The 16,681-nt window shown below is 61.3% G+C and carries 12 protein-coding genes; 4 read left to right on the plus strand and 8 right to left on the minus strand.

All coding sequences use genetic code 11. The annotated features are described in order from the left end of the window. Positions 1-11: 11 nt before the first annotated feature. On the minus strand, positions 12-1,688 hold the full coding sequence (locus ADBZ9K_RS07260; protein WP_526619416.1) for an ABC-F family ATP-binding cassette domain-containing protein: 1,677 nt from the start codon (positions 1,686-1,688) through the stop codon (positions 12-14). A gap of 50 nt (positions 1,689-1,738) precedes the next feature. Continuing rightward, the gene (locus tag ADBZ9K_RS07265) at positions 1,739-2,824 is read right to left on the minus strand and encodes a cadherin-like domain-containing protein (RefSeq protein WP_526619417.1); all 1,086 of its coding nucleotides are present in this window, start codon (positions 2,822-2,824) and stop codon (positions 1,739-1,741) included. A 170-nt stretch (positions 2,825-2,994) separates the two neighbouring features. Between ADBZ9K_RS07265 and ADBZ9K_RS07270 the strand changes: the two genes are divergently transcribed. Both ADBZ9K_RS07270 and ADBZ9K_RS07275 read left to right on the plus strand, forming a co-directional pair. Continuing rightward, positions 2,995-3,120 (plus strand): hypothetical protein, encoded by a 126-nt coding sequence (locus ADBZ9K_RS07270; RefSeq protein ID WP_526619418.1) that lies wholly within the window; start codon positions 2,995-2,997, stop codon positions 3,118-3,120. A gap of 793 nt (positions 3,121-3,913) precedes the next feature. After that, positions 3,914-5,476, plus strand: a complete 1,563-nt coding sequence (locus ADBZ9K_RS07275) for a TIR domain-containing protein (protein ID WP_526619419.1) — start codon at positions 3,914-3,916, stop codon at positions 5,474-5,476. A gap of 114 nt (positions 5,477-5,590) precedes the next feature. On the opposite strand, the gene ADBZ9K_RS07280 is transcribed toward ADBZ9K_RS07275, so the two are convergent. Continuing rightward, positions 5,591-6,208, minus strand: coding sequence for a hypothetical protein (locus tag ADBZ9K_RS07280; RefSeq protein WP_526619420.1), 618 nt, complete (start codon positions 6,206-6,208; stop codon positions 5,591-5,593). A 322-nt stretch (positions 6,209-6,530) separates the two neighbouring features. On the opposite strand from ADBZ9K_RS07280, the gene ADBZ9K_RS07285 reads away from it, so the two are divergent. Continuing rightward, complete coding sequence (locus ADBZ9K_RS07285) at positions 6,531-7,271, plus strand: DUF6602 domain-containing protein (RefSeq protein ID WP_526619421.1); 741 nt, start codon at positions 6,531-6,533, stop codon at positions 7,269-7,271. Here ADBZ9K_RS07285 and ADBZ9K_RS07290 read toward each other — a convergent pair. The 4 genes from ADBZ9K_RS07290 to mobF form a co-directional block, all read right to left on the minus strand. Then, entirely contained in the window at positions 7,268-7,729 is a 462-nt protein-coding gene (locus ADBZ9K_RS07290) for a Mov34/MPN/PAD-1 family protein (RefSeq protein WP_526619422.1), read from the minus strand. The two genes, ADBZ9K_RS07285 and ADBZ9K_RS07290, sit on opposite strands and share 4 nt — an antisense overlap. After that, a complete protein-coding gene (locus tag ADBZ9K_RS07295; protein WP_526619423.1) occupies positions 7,726-9,264 on the minus strand; it encodes a ThiF family adenylyltransferase in 1,539 nt (512 codons plus the stop codon). The genes ADBZ9K_RS07290 and ADBZ9K_RS07295 overlap by 4 nt, the downstream gene beginning before the upstream one ends. Then, entirely contained in the window at positions 9,248-10,246 is a 999-nt protein-coding gene (locus tag ADBZ9K_RS07300; RefSeq protein WP_526619424.1) for an SMODS domain-containing nucleotidyltransferase, read from the minus strand. The genes ADBZ9K_RS07295 and ADBZ9K_RS07300 overlap by 17 nt, the downstream gene beginning before the upstream one ends. A 339-nt stretch (positions 10,247-10,585) precedes the next feature. Beyond that, complete coding sequence (mobF, locus tag ADBZ9K_RS07305; RefSeq protein WP_526619425.1) at positions 10,586-13,378, minus strand: MobF family relaxase; 2,793 nt, start codon at positions 13,376-13,378, stop codon at positions 10,586-10,588. Between the two features lie 746 nt (positions 13,379-14,124). Here mobF and ADBZ9K_RS07310 point away from each other — a divergent pair. Further along, positions 14,125-15,303, plus strand: coding sequence for a site-specific integrase (locus ADBZ9K_RS07310; protein ID WP_526619426.1), 1,179 nt, complete (start codon positions 14,125-14,127; stop codon positions 15,301-15,303). A gap of 218 nt (positions 15,304-15,521) precedes the next feature. On the opposite strand, the gene ADBZ9K_RS07315 is transcribed toward ADBZ9K_RS07310, so the two are convergent. Then, complete coding sequence (locus ADBZ9K_RS07315) at positions 15,522-16,493, minus strand: hypothetical protein (RefSeq protein WP_526619427.1); 972 nt, start codon at positions 16,491-16,493, stop codon at positions 15,522-15,524. Positions 16,494-16,681 lie beyond the last annotated feature (188 nt).

A 16,681-nucleotide genomic window follows, 5' to 3' on the forward strand; every position in this document is an offset into this window, starting at 1 on the left:
ACTCGCCGCGATCAGCCGACCGCGCCGGTCGTGAACGAGGTCACCTGCCCGTTCTGGACCACCCAGGAACGATCCAGCCGAACGTTCTGCAACATCCGGCGGTCGTGAGTCACCAGCAGCAGCGCCCCGTCGTAGGACTCCAGCGCCTGTTCGAGCTGCTCGATGGCGGCCAGGTCGAGATGGTTGGTCGGCTCATCGAGCACCAGAACGTTGGTACCCCGCGCCTGCAGCAGCGCCAGGCCGGCGCGGGTCCGCTCACCGGGTGAGAGCTCGTCGACCGGGCGTTCGACGTGGTCGGCGGCCAACCCGAACTTCGCGAGCAGGGTTCGCACGTCCGACGTCGGCCAGGACGGCACGAATGCTTCGAACCGGTCCACCAGCCGGTCGGTGCCGGTGAAAACCGCTCGCGCCTGGTCGATCTCGCCGATCGCGACGCTGGCGCCCAGGCCGGCGCGGCCCTCGTCGGGCTGCTGGCGGCCGAGCAGCAACCGCAGCAGGGTCGACTTCCCGGCCCCGTTGGGTCCGGTGATACCGATCCGCTCGCCGGCGGCGACCTGCAGGGACACCGGGCCCAGCACGAAATCACCTTGTCGCACAACGGCTTCGTCCAGGGTCGCGACGACCGAACTGGAGCGCGGCGCGGCGCCGATGGTGAACTCCAGCACCCATTCTTTGCGCGGTTCGGCTACCTCTTCGAGGCGGGCGATCCGGCTTTCCATCTGCCGCACCTTCTGCGCCTGCTTCTCGCTGGACTCCGAGGCCGCGCGCCGGCGGATCTTGTCGTTGTCAGGTGCCTTGCGAATCGCATTGCGCACCCCCTGGCTCGACCACTCCCGCTGAGTGCGGGCGCGGGCGACCAGGTCGGCCTTCTTCTCGGCGAACTCCTCGTACTGTTCCCGCCGATGCCGGCGACCGACCTCCCGCTCTTCGAGATAGCTTTCGTATCCCCCACCGAAAACGGTGGCGGTGTTCTGGGCCATGTCCAGTTCGAGCACCCGAGTTACGGTGCGCGCTAAGAACTCTCGATCGTGGCTCACCAGCACCACACCGCCGCGCAGCTCACGGACGAACTGCTCCAGGCGCGCCAGCCCGTCGAGGTCGAGATCGTTGGTCGGCTCGTCGAGCAGCACGACGTCGAATCGTGACAGCATCAGCGCCGCGAGTCCGACCCGCGCAGCCTGTCCCCCCGACAGTGCCGTCATCGGCGTCGCATCCGGCCGGATGGCCTCGGTGTCCAGCCCCAGGTCGGACAGGACTGCGGGCAGGCGGTCGTCGAGGTCGGCCGCGCCGGTGGCCAGCCAGTGGTCCAGGGCCGCCGAGTACACCGCTGCCGGATCCCCCTCGGCAGAACTCGGGTCGGCCAGCGCGGCGGCTGCGGCCTCCATGGCCTGGGTTGCATCGGCGCATCCGGTGCGGCGGGCGATGTAGGCGGCCACGGTCTCGCCGGGCACCCGTTCGTGTTCCTGTGGAAGCCAGCCGACGAAGGCGTCGGCCGGGGCGATGCTGACCGCACCCTCGAGCGGTTCCAGGTCCCCGGCCAGGATCCGCAGCAGCGTGCTCTTACCAGCGCCGTTGGCGCCCACCACACCGACGACATCGCCCGGGGCCACGGTCAGGTCCACCCCATCGAACAGGGTGCGATGGGCGAATCCGCCGGCCACATTCTTCGCGACGAGCGTTGCGGTCATGGCTACATCGTCGCATCGCCGTGCTGCGGACGGTCACGCGCGATTGCGCGTCACACCTCCTCGCCGGTCGGCGGCTCGTCGGCTTCCGGTGCGATCGGAACGATGACGGGGATGGCGGTAGCGCCGCCGTGGCCGTCGGTGACCAAGACTGCGAAGCTGTCGTGGGTGGTGGTGAACGGCGCACCCAAAGCGGCGGCAACGTGCCGCTGTTCGGCCGTGGGGTTATAGGTGAAGGAGCCGTCGCTGAATACATCCACGTAACCGCCACCCGCGCTGATCGGATTCACGCTGTAGGTCAACGAGTCCGAATCGGGATCGGTGACACCCCAGATCGATCCGGTGACGGATCCGATGATGTTGTCGACCTGCAGGTCGACAACTGCTCCGCCGGTGGGATTACCGTTGGCAGGGCTGACAGCGACAGTGACCGTCTTGCTGTCGGTGCCACCGTAGCCGTCATCGACGGTGACGGTGAAGCTGTCGGTCGTGGCCGTCTCGGGTGCGTTGGTGGCCGCGGCAGCGTGGCGAATCTCGGCGGTGGGCACGTAGGCGAACGAGCCGTCGCGGCTGACGGTCACTGATCCCCCGAGCGTGCTCGTCGTCGGTCCGCTGAAGTTGAGGCTGTCGTGGTTGGGTTCGTCGGCTTGCAGTTGGCCGGCGACGGTGCCGGCGCCTGCAGGCGTGCTGTCGGTGTAGCCATTGATGACGGGCGGTTGATTGGTGGCCGCAACATTGACCGTCACTACCGCGGTAGTTGTGTCGGGACCACTGATGCCGAGGTTGATTGCAACGGAATGGATTACCGACTGAAGCCAGCCCAGTGGACCCGAGAGCCGGCAGCCGGCGCCGTTGTCCGCCGTCACCGCGAAGCTGACCGTTCCTCCCCGGTGAGCGACGTCGGAATCGGGAGTGAGTGTGAAGCTCCCGTCGGGGCTGACCTGCACGAGGGCGTTGTCGGGCTGGCTGACCGTGTAGATCGACCTCCCGGCGTCACGAGTGCCGTCGCTAATGTGGCCGGCGACGACGCCGGTCAGGGGGTCCTGGGACTGTTGAACCGCGGTGATGCTGGGCGGCCGATTGAAGAGGGTGTAGCGCAGTTCGCGGTAGACCCAGCCCAACACCGCACTCGGTGCCAACGGCTGCCGTGGTATCTCTGCCGGTGTCGGTTGCGGCGATGCTTGCCGGGTCGCCGCCGAGGCGCCCGTCGGTCCCGTTGTAACAGCTTCGCGCACAACGCTATTGGTCGATCCAGGCACCGATAGCTGTGTCCCCCCTTCCGGGGACGCACTGGGCCTGGGGTTGGCCGATGACGGATTCCCTTGCGCCGCCGAACTTTCCGATGATCGCCCGGCAATATCCGCGGCGAACACCCGGCCGGGCCGGTGGGCCGTGGCAAGCACCCGAGGAGTTCTGCGCTTTGGCGCATCCGTGAGGTCGGACGATGGCAGTATTCGGCCACCCGAGGACGTTGCCGCCCCGGGAGTCCTGTTGCTGTCGGGCTTCGCGGGGCCGGCGTTGCTGCCCGAGGCATTGCCGCCCGCGCCGGGTTGCGCGGTGTCGCCGTGGGCTAGCCCTGTTCCACTCGCCAGCGCCGCACACACACCGACGGTGAGCGCACCCGCCCCAAGCCAGGCGGCGATGTGACTACTGCGAGGCTCACCAGCCAGGATTTCAACGCTGATTGAAATCATGCGATCAGCGTATACCGCCTCTAGAAGTATTTCAATGGTTGTTGAATGAACTGTGCGTTATACGGCTTCACGAGCGGCGATGCTCTTGTCACAGCGTTCAAAAACTGATCTTGAAAGACAGGCTCTGAAGTAGGGCGGGCGGGGCTCGAACCCGCGACCAATGGATTCTTCCTGGGCGGTTCTCAGCGATGCTGGCTGATGTCAGTTATGGTTGCGGGACAACAGATTTGAGTCACATCCCGTCTCGGCGAGCGTCGTCATTCCTGTTGAGTCCTGCTCATACTCGCTGAATAAATGATGACCGGATGTGGGAGCAGATCGTTGGAAGCTCCCGCCACCGTCTCGTCTCGAGGCACATGGCCCGACCCATCGCCTCCGGAAGGAGCCTTTCTTGGGCAATCCCAGTTGGCATCCAACCATGAACCTTCCGCGTGGCGATCATAGCTAAACTGTTTACGCTGAAGGCCGAAAAACACGCCGAATTGAGCCTTCGGGATTCAATCCATTACAGCGGAGGCTGGATCGCATAATGTCGTGTTGTCACACAAGCGTGAGAATCAGGGGCAGCAGGTGGCAACCGACGAGGCAGGAAAGCACGTCTTCATCTCGTACGTTCATCAGAACGCAAAAGAGGTCGACCACCTTTGCGAAGTGCTGACCGAGGCGAACATCCCCTACTGGCGGGATAAGGACGATCTCGAACCTGGCGTCGACTGGAAGGACGCTATTCGCGACGCCATTAGGAAGGATTCGGTCATATTCCTAGGGTGCTTCTCGGCTGAGGTTTGGAAAAAGGACAAGTCATTCATCTACGAAGAGTTGACTATCGCAGTCGAAGAGGTCCGACTACGGAAACCAGGTGTCACTTGGTTGATTCCTATCCGATTCGACGACACGGCGATGCCGGATCTCACTATCGGAGCTGGTAAGACTCTCAACGACTACCAAGCTGTGGACCTATTCGGCCCTAACTACACCAAACGAGCGGTAAGGCTTGTCCGCGCGATCGAAGCCGCGATGGGTACGCCAACCCTGGACCCGGCCACCGTTCAGGCATCGGTTGGCGAAGCCACAGCCGAAAACCGTCCGTCGATGCTTCGTCAGCTAACCGAGGAGATGATCCGCGACGATAAGCGCGAAATCGAGATGACGTCACTCATCGCACAGGACGTCGCGCGCACGCTAACGGCGCTCCGCGATCCCGGACAATTTCCAGAACAGACCGGGGCCGGAGATAGAGACCAGCAGATTGCGACAGTCGCAACCATCGCCGCTCGGTACTGGCCGACCGTCGAACCATTTTGCTGGTCCCTTCAGGCGGCTGCGCGGTGGGGGCAAACCCCGGAGGCACTGGCACCGTGGGCATCCGGGCTTCAGGCACTCTGGGGAGTGGTGCTCAAGACGCCGCTGAACGGCGGCTATCTCGGAGAGCTCCGCCGCATCCCCCCCTTTATTGCGGTTTTCGTCGTTGGTCTCGCATGTGTCGGTCAACCGAACCGATGGGCGAATTTAAAGACGCTCCTGGTTGACACAATGGTGCGAGAACCAATGAGCGGAAAGATGCAGTCGTTGGTTGAAGCGGCAGACCCTTGGTCCGCCTTCTCAAGTCTCGATATGACGCCACAGGTGTTGGCGCAGATGGAGAGACACGGCCTCGACACCGGGACCGCCTTGGCGAAAGCCCGCGAATTCAATTACCACACACCGATTGCCGACTGGCTACACATCATTTTGCGACCACTATTCGCCCACCAGTATCTCGACGACGACACATACGACGTTGCGTTCGATGCGGCAGAGGTCATGCTGGGAGTCGTGTCACAGCACTCCGCCAATCAACGTTACGCCGGCAATCCCGACCGCGCCTCCTGGCTCCGACCCGAAGGTAATTGGTTTGGTCGAGTCACGCATCGATCACGGCGCGGATTGTCCCGTGCACTTGAGGATCTCGAAGATGAGTTCGCAGCGAAACAAGCCGATTGGGCACCGCTGAAGGCTGGATTATTTTCCGGAAACCTCGAGGCCGCTGACGAAGCCATACGCGGCTACAGAGCGATATTCGACGAAGTCTCAAGGCATCAGCTATTCAGGGGCTGAGCGTCAGAATTGAGTGACATGGCACGACTTTACCGGGGAAGCATTTCACCGCCTACATGTCTGCGTCTCCGGCCCAGCAAGTCCGACGCCCCATCCTGCTGCAGTACTGATTAGTTAGAGACCCAGATCTCGCTTGGCTTCGGCAATAAAAGCACCACTATTCTTCTCAATATCGTGGAGGGAAGTGGTTAGGTTCGCGTGAAGAAAGTCGCCGTTCCCAATATCAAACGGGTCGTCCAGTGCATTCATGTACTCGGCTCCCACGTATCCAATGGACCGACCGTCTGCGAACATCCCCATAGTGATTTGGTGAACCGCTTCGTTGCATATGATAGCGCAGCGTGTCTCCAGCTCCACGGTGTCCTTGGTATCGGCAGCCATTTTCTGAAACGCATTTCGTAACGCGGCGGTCTCTTCAGCTGTGTTAAGTTTGTCAGCAATTTTACTGTCGCGGAAGTGGCTCTTTATCTCGCGTTGATCTGCTTCAATGGCCGTCATCTGCTTGCTTAGTTCAACGTAAAATTCAATTTTCGTGTTGCGTGCGAAGTCTTGTTTTGCACGTTCGTCGGACTTCTGCGATGTAATAAATCCGGATGCGATGGTGGCACTGCCACCGACTAGAGCTCCCATCAGTGCCGCTGTTGCGCCAATAATCCCAACCCAAATCAGGATCTTCTTTTGACCTTGGTGAAGGTCTTTCTGAGTAACTGGATCATCATCCTCGTCGCGCACGGCAGCAGATTAGCATATCGTCATCGAATGGTCTACATGCACCATAATCCGGATCGGATATGTCAGCCCGGAATCTACGACATCACCATTTAACAAGGGCTCTTATTTCAACCGTATCGTATCGTACATTCGGAACAGTCAGGCGAGGATGATGACCTTGCCCGGCAGTAATCACCTACCTGAAGGTTGCGTCCTCCCTTAAATTGCGATCAGACAGTCTAACTTGCGTTCTCATCTAGCCATGCGACGCCCACCAGTACAGGCAGGCCGCAACATCTTTGTCGTTGCACTTGGACGTGGACGGAACTGCTAAAATTAATAGATGCCCGATGAGAACAAGCTACGCGAGCTATTTCTAGCGCACCAGCAAAAATTGTTGGCGTCGCTTGGCGCCAGTTCCGTGCACGATCATCCAAACGCCCGCGGCGATAATGCCGAGGAGGCGTGGCGTGAAATGCTCGCTAAGTACCTGCCCAACCGATACAAGGTTGATAAGGGCTTCGTGATCGATCATGATGGCTCGATAAGCCAGTACATCGACATAATTATCTACGACCGCTACTATTCCCCGATTGTTTTCAATGAGGGCGCCAATCTGTATGTCCCAGCGGAAAGTGTTTTCGCTGTTATCGAGACAAAGCAAGAACTCGACAAGCCACACGTGACGTACGCGAGCGTCAAAGCTAAGTCCGTAAGGGACCTCAAGCGAACCAGCGCACCCATCCGGCAGATGAACAACACCGTTGCCACGAAAGTGGATTCGAAACAAATTCTCGCCGGGATCGTCACCACGAGATCAGCCTGGTCGCCACCATTCGGAACGGCGTTTGCCGATGCGCTAAAAGAAACAGCAGCTCTCTCGACGATCGAATTTGGCTGCGCCCTGAATGATGGATCGTTTTCCGTCGTCTACGGCGACGCCGAAACGTCGACCATCACCACGAGCGATACTGAAACATCGTTGATCAGCTTCTTTGTGGATCTTGTGGCGAGATTGCAGGCGATGGGCAATCCCCCGGCCATCGACCTCAGGAAGTATTACCAGCAGAGCCAAGAAGTTTAGTAGCGGATTTCAACGCTCAACTGTCGTCCGCGAGCCGCTGCATGCGCCATCAGTCTGGCATCCGGCAGCCTGACGATCAGTGCTAGTGGATGTTGGTACTGCAGCGACGACCGGGCAAGCGCGGCGAGGTCCTGGGGACTCGCCCCGACGGGAGCAGGATGGCAGTGCCAGTCGCCAACGTAACCAAGAACTGGGTTGGTACTCGCAGCTATCGCAGCTTCGAGCGCCCGCTGCGCATCAGCTTCGCGCCGACACCACGAGTGGCTGGTTGCAGCCGGGTCGATGACCTCAACCGCTTCGCTAATCACAATGCAGTCTTCATCCCACCAGCCCAAGAGAATGCCACCGGTTTCCTTGGGCGTTGACGCCTGGGCCGCAGCGTGTATCACTGCCGTCGCCGTGTCGTCGAGCTGGAGAGCAGCCTTCCGTTTGCGCACCCTCGTAATCAGTCGTTTCATCGCGATGTCATCATCCCAACCGCGGTATACGGCTCATCATCCTGTACTGCAATCACTTCCAGCATCGTGGCCGGCAGTGTTGGGGCTGCCGCCAGTTCGTCGAACACCACCTGGCACGCAGTGGTCGCAGCTTTGACCACCGCCAGTGGCGGCGTCGTTGAGACGGGGCTACCGCACCCCTGCTCGTACAGCTGCTGGTCATCGCCCTGCACATGCGCAACGGCCTCAAGATGACTTTCACTGTCTCGCAGCGGAAATCGATCAACACGAGCAATGCCACCCTGGCGCTGGACGCACACTGACACCACACTCTTGCCGGTCGACTCTGCAGCCCATCGAAGCAATGCGGTGGCTTTCGCAGCGGCCGTCGCATCGACAACCAGATCGTGGTCAGCTACCAGAGCCAACGCCTGCTCGGGATCGTGAAGCAGAACACTTTGCATGTCTACGCTATCGACGGCCAGGCCCGTAGCCTCCAGCCGCATGCGGACAGCGACCACCTTCGACGCCCCCGCATAGGCGTTATCTGCAGTATGCCGGACGACGTTGCCAGGGTGATATCGCTCCGGGTCGATAAGTGTCAGTTGGGCAACGCCGGACCGAAACAGCAGATCCGCCACGTGAGAACCGATTGCGCCACAGCCGACGACAGCCACTTTCTTGTCCGCGTAGGTTGGCGCCGCCGGACCGGCCCGCAGCACTCTGGTTTCCAGACTCTGGTCGGCACTTTCACACGCTCTTATCCGGGGCACGCCATCGTTATCCGTACTCGGGAAATCGAGAACAAGCCCCGCACTCCGCACCCCCCGTTGGTAACGAACCAACACGTACTTGACACTGTCGACTGCGATCAAGCCGCGAACTCGCTCGCAGTCGTGTCCACTGGCGTCCTGCAGATCCTGGAATGAACGGATCGGCCAGTCGACGTGCCCGACATCCACCACCCACAGCAGGTCTTGCTCGCGCCGGCGCATTCGTTTACGGCGTATCCGTTCGCGATTCGGCCGCCATGCTAGGAGGCCGCCAACGGTAACGACGCCGATCTTGCTCTTGCTGGTTTGGTAGTAGCCGTCGTCCTGCAGTGCCAAGTTGTCATACAGGACAATCACATCAGGATTGGACAGAAGGTATCGTTCGAGGTCTGCGTCATTATCGCCAGGCCAGCCGGCAGCGGTTTGCGCAAACCAACCACGCACCTTGGCAACGAACATCGCCGGATCCCGCCACGGCGCATCGTGCACCAGAACGTCATCTGGCCACAGACACAACTTGCCGTCACGCTCGATGTGGAATGTCGGCATGAACTCTGGCCCGGCATTGACAATGGTCACTGCCGGGGCGGCGAAGGGGAAGGTGCCGGTGATAACGACCTCGACGCGCGCAGTGTGCGAAACCTGTTGCTCATCAGTCCATGTGACTGGCCCCTGCAGCGCAGTGCCGTCGTCCGAAAAACCCAGTCCGACCAGCGCGCTCCTGAAGGCACCGCGCTCTTTATCAAGAGCCCAAACGTGTTCGCGGTCAGGCGTATCGGTCATCCCCGGCTGGCACCTTGGTTGCGCCGCTCGTTATCGCAGCGGACTTTTTGTGCGACCCATCGTCGTTGCAGTAGCTGGGCAGGGGGAATACGTCGTCGCCGTCCGATGCGGTGCCAAACAACTCTCGCCATTTCACTGCCGAACTGCAGTCGTCGTTGTCGTCAAACGCGGAGCGGGCTAGGGCAGCCGCCTCGACGAACTTCTGCTCGGCTGCCGCAAGGTCATCAGCCGTCGCCTTGGTCAAGATCTTCTTGTCCGACAGTGCCGGATCATCCAGGCCGTCCGCCGCTACGTCGGGCAGCATCGCGGCAATACCCTCCAATGCCAGCGTCAGGTATTCCGCGACCGACTGCGCTGAAGGCTCCTCGTTCTCGAAATACCAGTACGTCATCAATTCGAAAAACAGGCCTCCGGGCTGCTTGTCCAGCCAGTGGCGGCGCACCTGGCGCACCAATTTGACCACGGGGACATAGATGCCGTTGCTATTCAACAGAAACTGTTTGTTGAGCTCCGTCGTGAGGTCATTGAGCTTCAAGGGGTTAGTCGTTACCCACTGTGCCCGCTCCATATCCTCCGGCTTGTTGGGGATTTCCCAGTCGTCGCCGCAAGGCCGCGCAGGCACCGCATCGACGGTGAGGCCGAAGTCAGGGAAGTCGACCTTGATAGATCGGTGCTGCCGCTCTACCCGCTCCTCGTACTCATCCGCGAGCACTCTTTCGAACACGTCGAGCGCCTTGCCAGGGGCAAGGCTGTTGTCAGCCTTCCAGAGACGAGCGAAGACATCTACATCTTTGACGTGCCGGATCGATACGTTGCGCGCGTAGGATCCGATCAGCACGGGATCGATACCCAATTTGCTCAGCCCGTCGTCAGCGGTGAGCATGTCGCGTACTTCCGCATGTGCCGTCGCGGCATTTTCTTTGTCCTCGTCCGGCTCGATGGCCGACAAGGCATCTTTGAAACAAGTCGCAAGTATTGCCATCGTCCCTCCTCCTCTGATCGTCTTGATCTCGACCACACCCTAGGGCGGCATACCGACAAGTTCCGGCACTCCAGTCGCGCGGGTCGGCGTCCTCTGCAATTCGAGTAAGGAACTACCTGTGCGACGACCTTGCTACCGATCAGGGCGGCCATCTTCGCTCACGGTTGAGCCAGTTGATACCAGTAAAGAAAGTTCTCACGGCCACCTCGCGGAGCCATCGTCGGGTTGGTCGGGGCATATCGCCCATGTCGCAGAGGCGGCCGGAGTGAAAGTCGACGGACGCTGTGTTGGTATCGGTTGAGGAGCCCTTGGTGCTCTGTTCTCGTTCGGATGCCCGGTCTAGAGCTGGACTCCGTCGTTCAGTCCCGATTGCCGGTTCTGGCTCTTCCCGCGATGGGCCTCGTCTGCGTCCCCCGAACGGCTGCGTTGCCAATCTTCTGGTGCGGCGGGCCTGCTGTAGGTGATCTGCCGGAGCCGTCGAGACTGAAGTGCTGAAACGTGGCCGAGATCCGCCGAGCCGCCAGGCGCCCCCGCTGCAATGTCATGGGCAGTGCGGGCCTGTTCTCTGTCGTTGGCAACGATTCCGCGAACAAGTTGGGCAGCATGTTGACCCGTGCCACGGAACGTGTCGTCCAGCTGGGTTTGCGAGTGGTGACCTGCCTGCTGGTCGCCGCCGAGCAGCTCGGTGAGGTATGCAGTGTTGGCGCGGCGTCCTCGACTCATGGCGACGTAGAACAGTGCACGGGTTGTGTTTTCGCTCAGCACAGCGTGTGTGGTGTCGGTGGTGGCCCCCTGTGCGGAGTGGACGGTGACGGCGTAGCCGTGGGTGATGTGATTGCGTAGATAGTCGCCGGTGAAGACGGTGCGGGCGCCATCTGTTAGGCGGCGGGCGGCGATGGGCTGGTTGTCGGGGTCGACGGCGTAGACGCTCCAGCGGTTTCCGTTACGCACTGGGTCGGCGTGTTGGGTCGTTTCCGTGGCGCGTAAGACGCCGATGGTGGGGTCGTTGCGCCGGCTGATAATCAGGTCGCCAACCGCGATGCGGTGTTCACGCGCGGCGGTCAGGGTGGGCGCATTCGGATCAACAGTGTCGGCATGGATGCGCTGATTCAACGCGTCGGCCATCTCCTTGGTGTCGCACACAAGCAGGCTGTCTTTTCCGGCCTTAACGTCGCGCCGGTAGGCCTCTAAAGCTTCTGTGGCCATGGCGATCTCGTCTCCGGCATGCAGGCGGTTGTTCTCGCGGTACCAGTCGATGGCGCGCCGCACCGGTGCTGGGCCGCCGTCGCGCAGGGCCAGTGAGGCGCCGCGCCCCTTGGGGTCGAGCATCCGCCACACCTCGGACAACCTTTGCGTCCACGGCAGGTCAGCGCAAAGTTGGGCGAACATGCCGCCGCGGGCCTTAACTGGGGCCAGCTGGTGTTGATCGCCAACCAACACTGTCTTGGCCCCGGCGGCGGTGGTCGCGGCCAGCAGGCGGCGGAGATCGTCGGTGCCGACCATGCCCGCCTCGTCAACGATCACCAGATCGCTGTGGCTCAGGGTCAGGCTGCGGTTGTCGAGCCCGTAGAGAGCTTTGGAGATCGTGTAGCCGGTGTCGCCAGCGCCTTCGCGGACGGCGACATCGACCGCATTGCCTGTCGGCGCGAGCACGATGACTCGGCTATCCCGGCGGCGACGGGCCATGCCCGCCAGTGCGCGCATGGAGGTGGTCTTGCCGGCTCCGGCGGGGGCGCTCAGTGGTTGGACCAACCACGGTGAGACGGCGATGTTTTCCACTGCGCGTTGTTGATCCGGCGACAAGCCGTCGATGTCGCTCGGCAAGCCCCACAGTATTGACCGGGGATCTTGGGCGTCGACGAGGTCGAGCACGGCGGCTTCTTCGGCCAGGATCAGATCGAGGGTGAACCGCTCGTGGCCCTCGCGCTGGTGCGCCTGGCGTGGGGCGGTGAGCCGCACCGCTATCTCATCCACGGCTTCCTCGACCAGCTCGCACGGCGAGCGTGCAGTGTCGACCGGAAGCTGGGCCCCGATGACCTCGACGAGATCAGCGCGGGTGAACGCGGCCTTCTCGATCGTGGCGGCAGCGTTAGCGATCCGGTGCCGATTAAACCGGGGGCCGTGCGCTGCGAGTCGGTCGCGGCGAGCCCGACGATGCGCCGCGGAATCGATGCCGAGGCCGCGCCCGTCGGTGCGCCACCCGGCCCGTAATTCGGTCCAGCCGAGTTGTTCTGGCTTGCTTGGGCGGGTGGCTTTTTGAGCTGTCGCGAGCTGCCCCGCCGTCGGTCCACCCCCGTCGCTCACGGCGAGATTTCCGGCTGCCCACTCACGCAGTTGAGACGAGCGTTGCGACCACGCGGTAATGCTATTCGAGTCGATGCCGGCGACTTCGGCCATGCCCGTTGACGGGTCGACAGGCATCCATTCATAACCCAACGATCGGTGAAGTTCGCGGCGCAGCGTCGCCTGATAGATGACTCCTGCCGCCTTGGCTTCGTGGAAGAGCGACGTGCCGTCGATCGACACCAACGGACCGTCGTCGCGGGCTTGCCGGTTGGGCACGATGACGTGAGTGTGCAAGTGCGGATCACCAGCCCGGGAGGTCTCGTGCTGGTAGGCAATCGCAACCAACCCGGGGAGCCGAACGAGGTCCTTCTCCCCCGTCGTCGGGTTGTGCACGCGGGTGTATCCGGCATGGGTTGCAAGGTATTCCATCGCCTCGCAGATAGCGGTCGCGTGGGCGTCAGCGATCGCCTTATCTGTCACGTCGTCTGCGCGAATGGCGCGGATCAGCGACACCGACTTCGGCGCGCAGAACGTCAGATCGAAGCCATGCACACTGCCATTCCGGAACCCTCGGCCCGACGCGCCGTTGGGCGATTCTCCACCGACCAACCACTGCACCACGGTGTCGGTTTCGGCTTCTCCACCGGCACGGTCGAGGTCCGACAATCCAACCAATTCAGCCGCTCGGCGGGCATCGCCGGCGCACAACCAGACTGGGGTGCGAGTGTCGCGCTCGGAGTAGTACTCCCCCAGGCCGCCGCCGGCCTTCTGGGCGTCGACGGCGGCGCGGGCAGTGTCGTTGTAGTAGTTGATCGACCAGGCCGACAGCTTGGCAATCGTCAGCATGTCGATCACCTCTCGGACCCGAGATCGTTCGGCGCTCAGTACCGCCGGGCGGCGAACGCGACGTTCGCTACCGCCAATCTCGCACACCCTTGTGCAAATGTGCCATGGTCATTTGATGCGGTTATTGATGAGTTGCTCTGTGGCATAGACTATTTGGATACATTGGTAAGCACCGGGAATTAACGGGAAATGTTCTGATACAGGGCGGCAGACGGTAGGGGGTAACGCAGGCGGCTGAGGGCGGCGACAGCCTTGACACGTCTCTTGCAAAATTTCCGCTTCACCGTCGCGCAAGCCTCGCGGCGTATCAATCATGGACACGGAGGCCTTCCGGTGGTCGGCCACGAGTGAAAGAAGTCGCCATGGTGGAGACTGCCCACAACGACAGGTGGATTACCCGCCAAGAGCTTGCCGACCGATACGGGCTGCCGGTCAAGACGCCGGCCCAGTGGGCATCTAAGGGAACGGGACCGCGCTATGCCAAGTTTGGCAGGCACGTCCGGTACCGACTAAGCGACTGGGAAGCCGCACAAGTCACCGATCACCGCCCTGAGCGGATTCCAGACACGCACCAAGACTCTGCGTGACCGTGTTTGCGGTTCCCCTGCCGTGTCAGATCCGCGCGGTACATTCATGGATCGAGGCCGGTTCGGTCCACAACTCGTTGATGATGCCGGGAATGCTTTCGATGAAACCCTTTTCGACGCTCCTAATTCCTCGGAGCCGCCCCACGGGATGGCTTACCCGTGGCCGGTAGACCGCCGTTGCGGATAGGCACCCATGGCAAGATCAACCGCATCAATCAGGGCGGTGGTAAGTGGCTGGCGCGCTGTCGGTACCGCGACACTGACGGCGTCACGCGCATCGTGGAGAAGGTGAGCCCGGTCGGCCAGTACGACCAATACGGCAAGCTCGCTGAGGAAGAACTCTTGGCCGTACTCGCGAACCGCAACCGATCCACAAGCGAGGGCGGCATCAACGCCGACACCAAAGTGGCCGCCCTGGTTGACCAGTACCTCGACCGCCTCGAGGAAGACGGCCGCGCGCGGATGACGATGGCGACCTACCGCTACACCACCACCAAGCTGAAGAAGTTCATCGGTGCACTTCGCGTTGGCGAATCTTCCCCTGCACGAGTCGACGCCGCGTTGCGCTCAATGCGTAACGCCCATGGGGCAACAATGGCCAGGCAGTCGAAAACGATTCTGCGCGGCGCACTTCAGCTCGCGGTGATGGCGAGCGCGATCACTACAAACCCGGTCCGGGACGTTCAGCCCTTGCGCTCCAAGAGCCAGCCCAAAGGTGCGTCAGCTCTGACCGCTGGCCAGCTGCGGGACCTGTTGGTCCGTTTGCCGAATTCCGACTACTGCCGAGACCATGACCTCGTCGATCCGATCACCCTCCTCGTTGCCACCGGTTTGCGACGCTCCGAATTGCTCGGGCTGCGCTGGGAGGACTTCGACGACGAGACCGGTCTGCTGACGGTCACTGGCAAAGTAGTTCGGGTCAAAGGCGAGGGCATCTTCCGCGTCGACGAGACCAAGTCTGCCGCGGGCCGGCGCACCATCCCCCTGCCGCAGTTCGCGATCACGATGCTTCGACGGCGTCGTCGGCTGCCTTACTTTGGTGAGCAAGCGGTGATCTTCCCCTCCACTGCAGGAACCTTGCGCGACCCGAACAACTTCGCCGCAGAGTGGCGCACCGTGAGAGAACAGCTTGGCGTCCAGGGCGCCACTACACACAGCTTCCGAAAGACTCTCGCGACACTCATTGACGATGAGGGTTTGTCGGCCCGCATCGGCGCCGACCACCTCGGGCACAGCCACGTGTCAATGACCCAGGATCGGTACATGAGCCGCGGGCGAATCCACAACCAGGTAGCAGATCTCCTGGACCGAACGGTGCGCACCAACGATCAACCCTGAGGATACGTTCCCGAACGCTCGGTATCGCACGACGGATCATCGACAGCGGAGCGTCTTCAGCTCACTTCGTAACCGTGCCGCAGAAGTAGAGTACGCAGAGGCTCGGGCGAGCACGGCGGACAAGGGGGCGCCTGTCCGCAGCTCGAAAGCAAATTACTTTCCCTGGTTGGATCGGCTTCAAGTTCACTGTGAAAGCTGCGCGTCACAGACCCCGAGGCTCACGGCTTCGATTTGCGAGGTTGGCCGGCGAAGACAACTTTTACGGGCCTTCCTTCAACCTTGTCGGGCTCGTCAAACCCGCTGAAGTTGAATTTGAAGCCTGAGGTCGATGCCCACCCACCGGGAGTACCTGCTGACGGCCCGTAGATCATCCCCGGTGTGAGGACGTATGGAGTCACGGTGACACCGCTGTAGATGAAGGTGTCTTCATGTTCTTTCATCCGCTGGACGAGTTCGTCGTGGTTCTTCGAGCTTGATCGTCGGAAATGAGTAGCCACCGTTTGCTCGCCGTTACTCAAGACAACGCCCATAGCGTCGTTACCGACCAAGTCAGTCATTCGGCTTGTCTCGATGACCGCATCCATCGCGATGTTCCGGATATCCTCAGCTGTCCCCGGCTGCAACCCTTCAATCCGATGTTTCGCCTTATCGATGATCTGTCCGTTGACCATTCCCACCGCAGAAATGAAGAACTGGTTGTACGCGAGCCCTGAGGCCAGCTCTTCCGCCTCTGAAGTCTTGCCTTGGACGGTTATTCGGAACATCACTCCCGCGCTTATACCGTCCTTGCGCTGCACTCCTGAAGCGAGCACCAACGTCGGATACTTCGTCGAGACGTCCGCTGGGAGGCGCGCATAGGCGGCGGCAATCCGGCTCTCAACCCGGTCCCGGATCTCGCGATAGTGCGGCAGTCGGTCAGGGAACCACGGCGAAAATGCTGCCCCTCCCGATAAGTCGTCATAGCCGCTGATTGCCTCTGCGATTACCTGGTCGGTGGGCTTTCCATCGAGGTACGCCAAGCCGGTGTAACCCAACACGACCCAGCAATCAGATCCCATCACGATGACTGTCTTGTTCGCGTTGACATCCCAGTCGCCACTAGGGTTCCTTGGCGTCTTCTGCACACTCACATAACGGTCGCTGGCGTGGACCGCGAAGTTTCCTGTCGCTACAGCAACGATCAGAGTCATGGAGCAGACGGTATGTGACGCCACTGACAATCTGGAGGCGTCTGCCGTCTGGTTTGCGACCCTGTTCACCAGAAGTGCGGAAGCGAAGGTCCAGAAGGACCGCATTGATCCTGCGGTGTTGGTATGCGGATCATAGGTTTTTAGCCTATGATCTGCATATCTAAGGAGCTTACGATGATGCGAAAGCA

Source organism: Mycobacterium sp., from assembly GCF_965229265.1.
Lineage (GTDB): Bacteria > Actinomycetota > Actinomycetes > Mycobacteriales > Mycobacteriaceae > Mycobacterium.

Coding starts and splice junctions, on each gene's coding strand:
- ADBZ9K_RS07260 (WP_526619416.1), bottom strand. CDS start 1,688: ATGACCGCAACGCTCGTCGCGAAGAATGTGGCCGGCGGATTCGCCCAT.
- ADBZ9K_RS07270 (WP_526619418.1), top strand. CDS start 2,995: ATGACGGATTCCCTTGCGCCGCCGAACTTTCCGATGATCGCCCGGCAA.
- ADBZ9K_RS07285 (WP_526619421.1), top strand. CDS start 6,531: ATGCCCGATGAGAACAAGCTACGCGAGCTATTTCTAGCGCACCAGCAA.
- ADBZ9K_RS07290 (WP_526619422.1), bottom strand. CDS start 7,729: ATGAAACGACTGATTACGAGGGTGCGCAAACGGAAGGCTGCTCTCCAG.
- ADBZ9K_RS07295 (WP_526619423.1), bottom strand. CDS start 9,264: ATGACCGATACGCCTGACCGCGAACACGTTTGGGCTCTTGATAAAGAG.
- ADBZ9K_RS07300 (WP_526619424.1), bottom strand. CDS start 10,246: ATGGCAATACTTGCGACTTGTTTCAAAGATGCCTTGTCGGCCATCGAG.
- mobF (WP_526619425.1), bottom strand. CDS start 13,378: ATGCTGACGATTGCCAAGCTGTCGGCCTGGTCGATCAACTACTACAAC.
- ADBZ9K_RS07315 (WP_526619427.1), bottom strand. CDS start 16,493: ATGACTCTGATCGTTGCTGTAGCGACAGGAAACTTCGCGGTCCACGCC.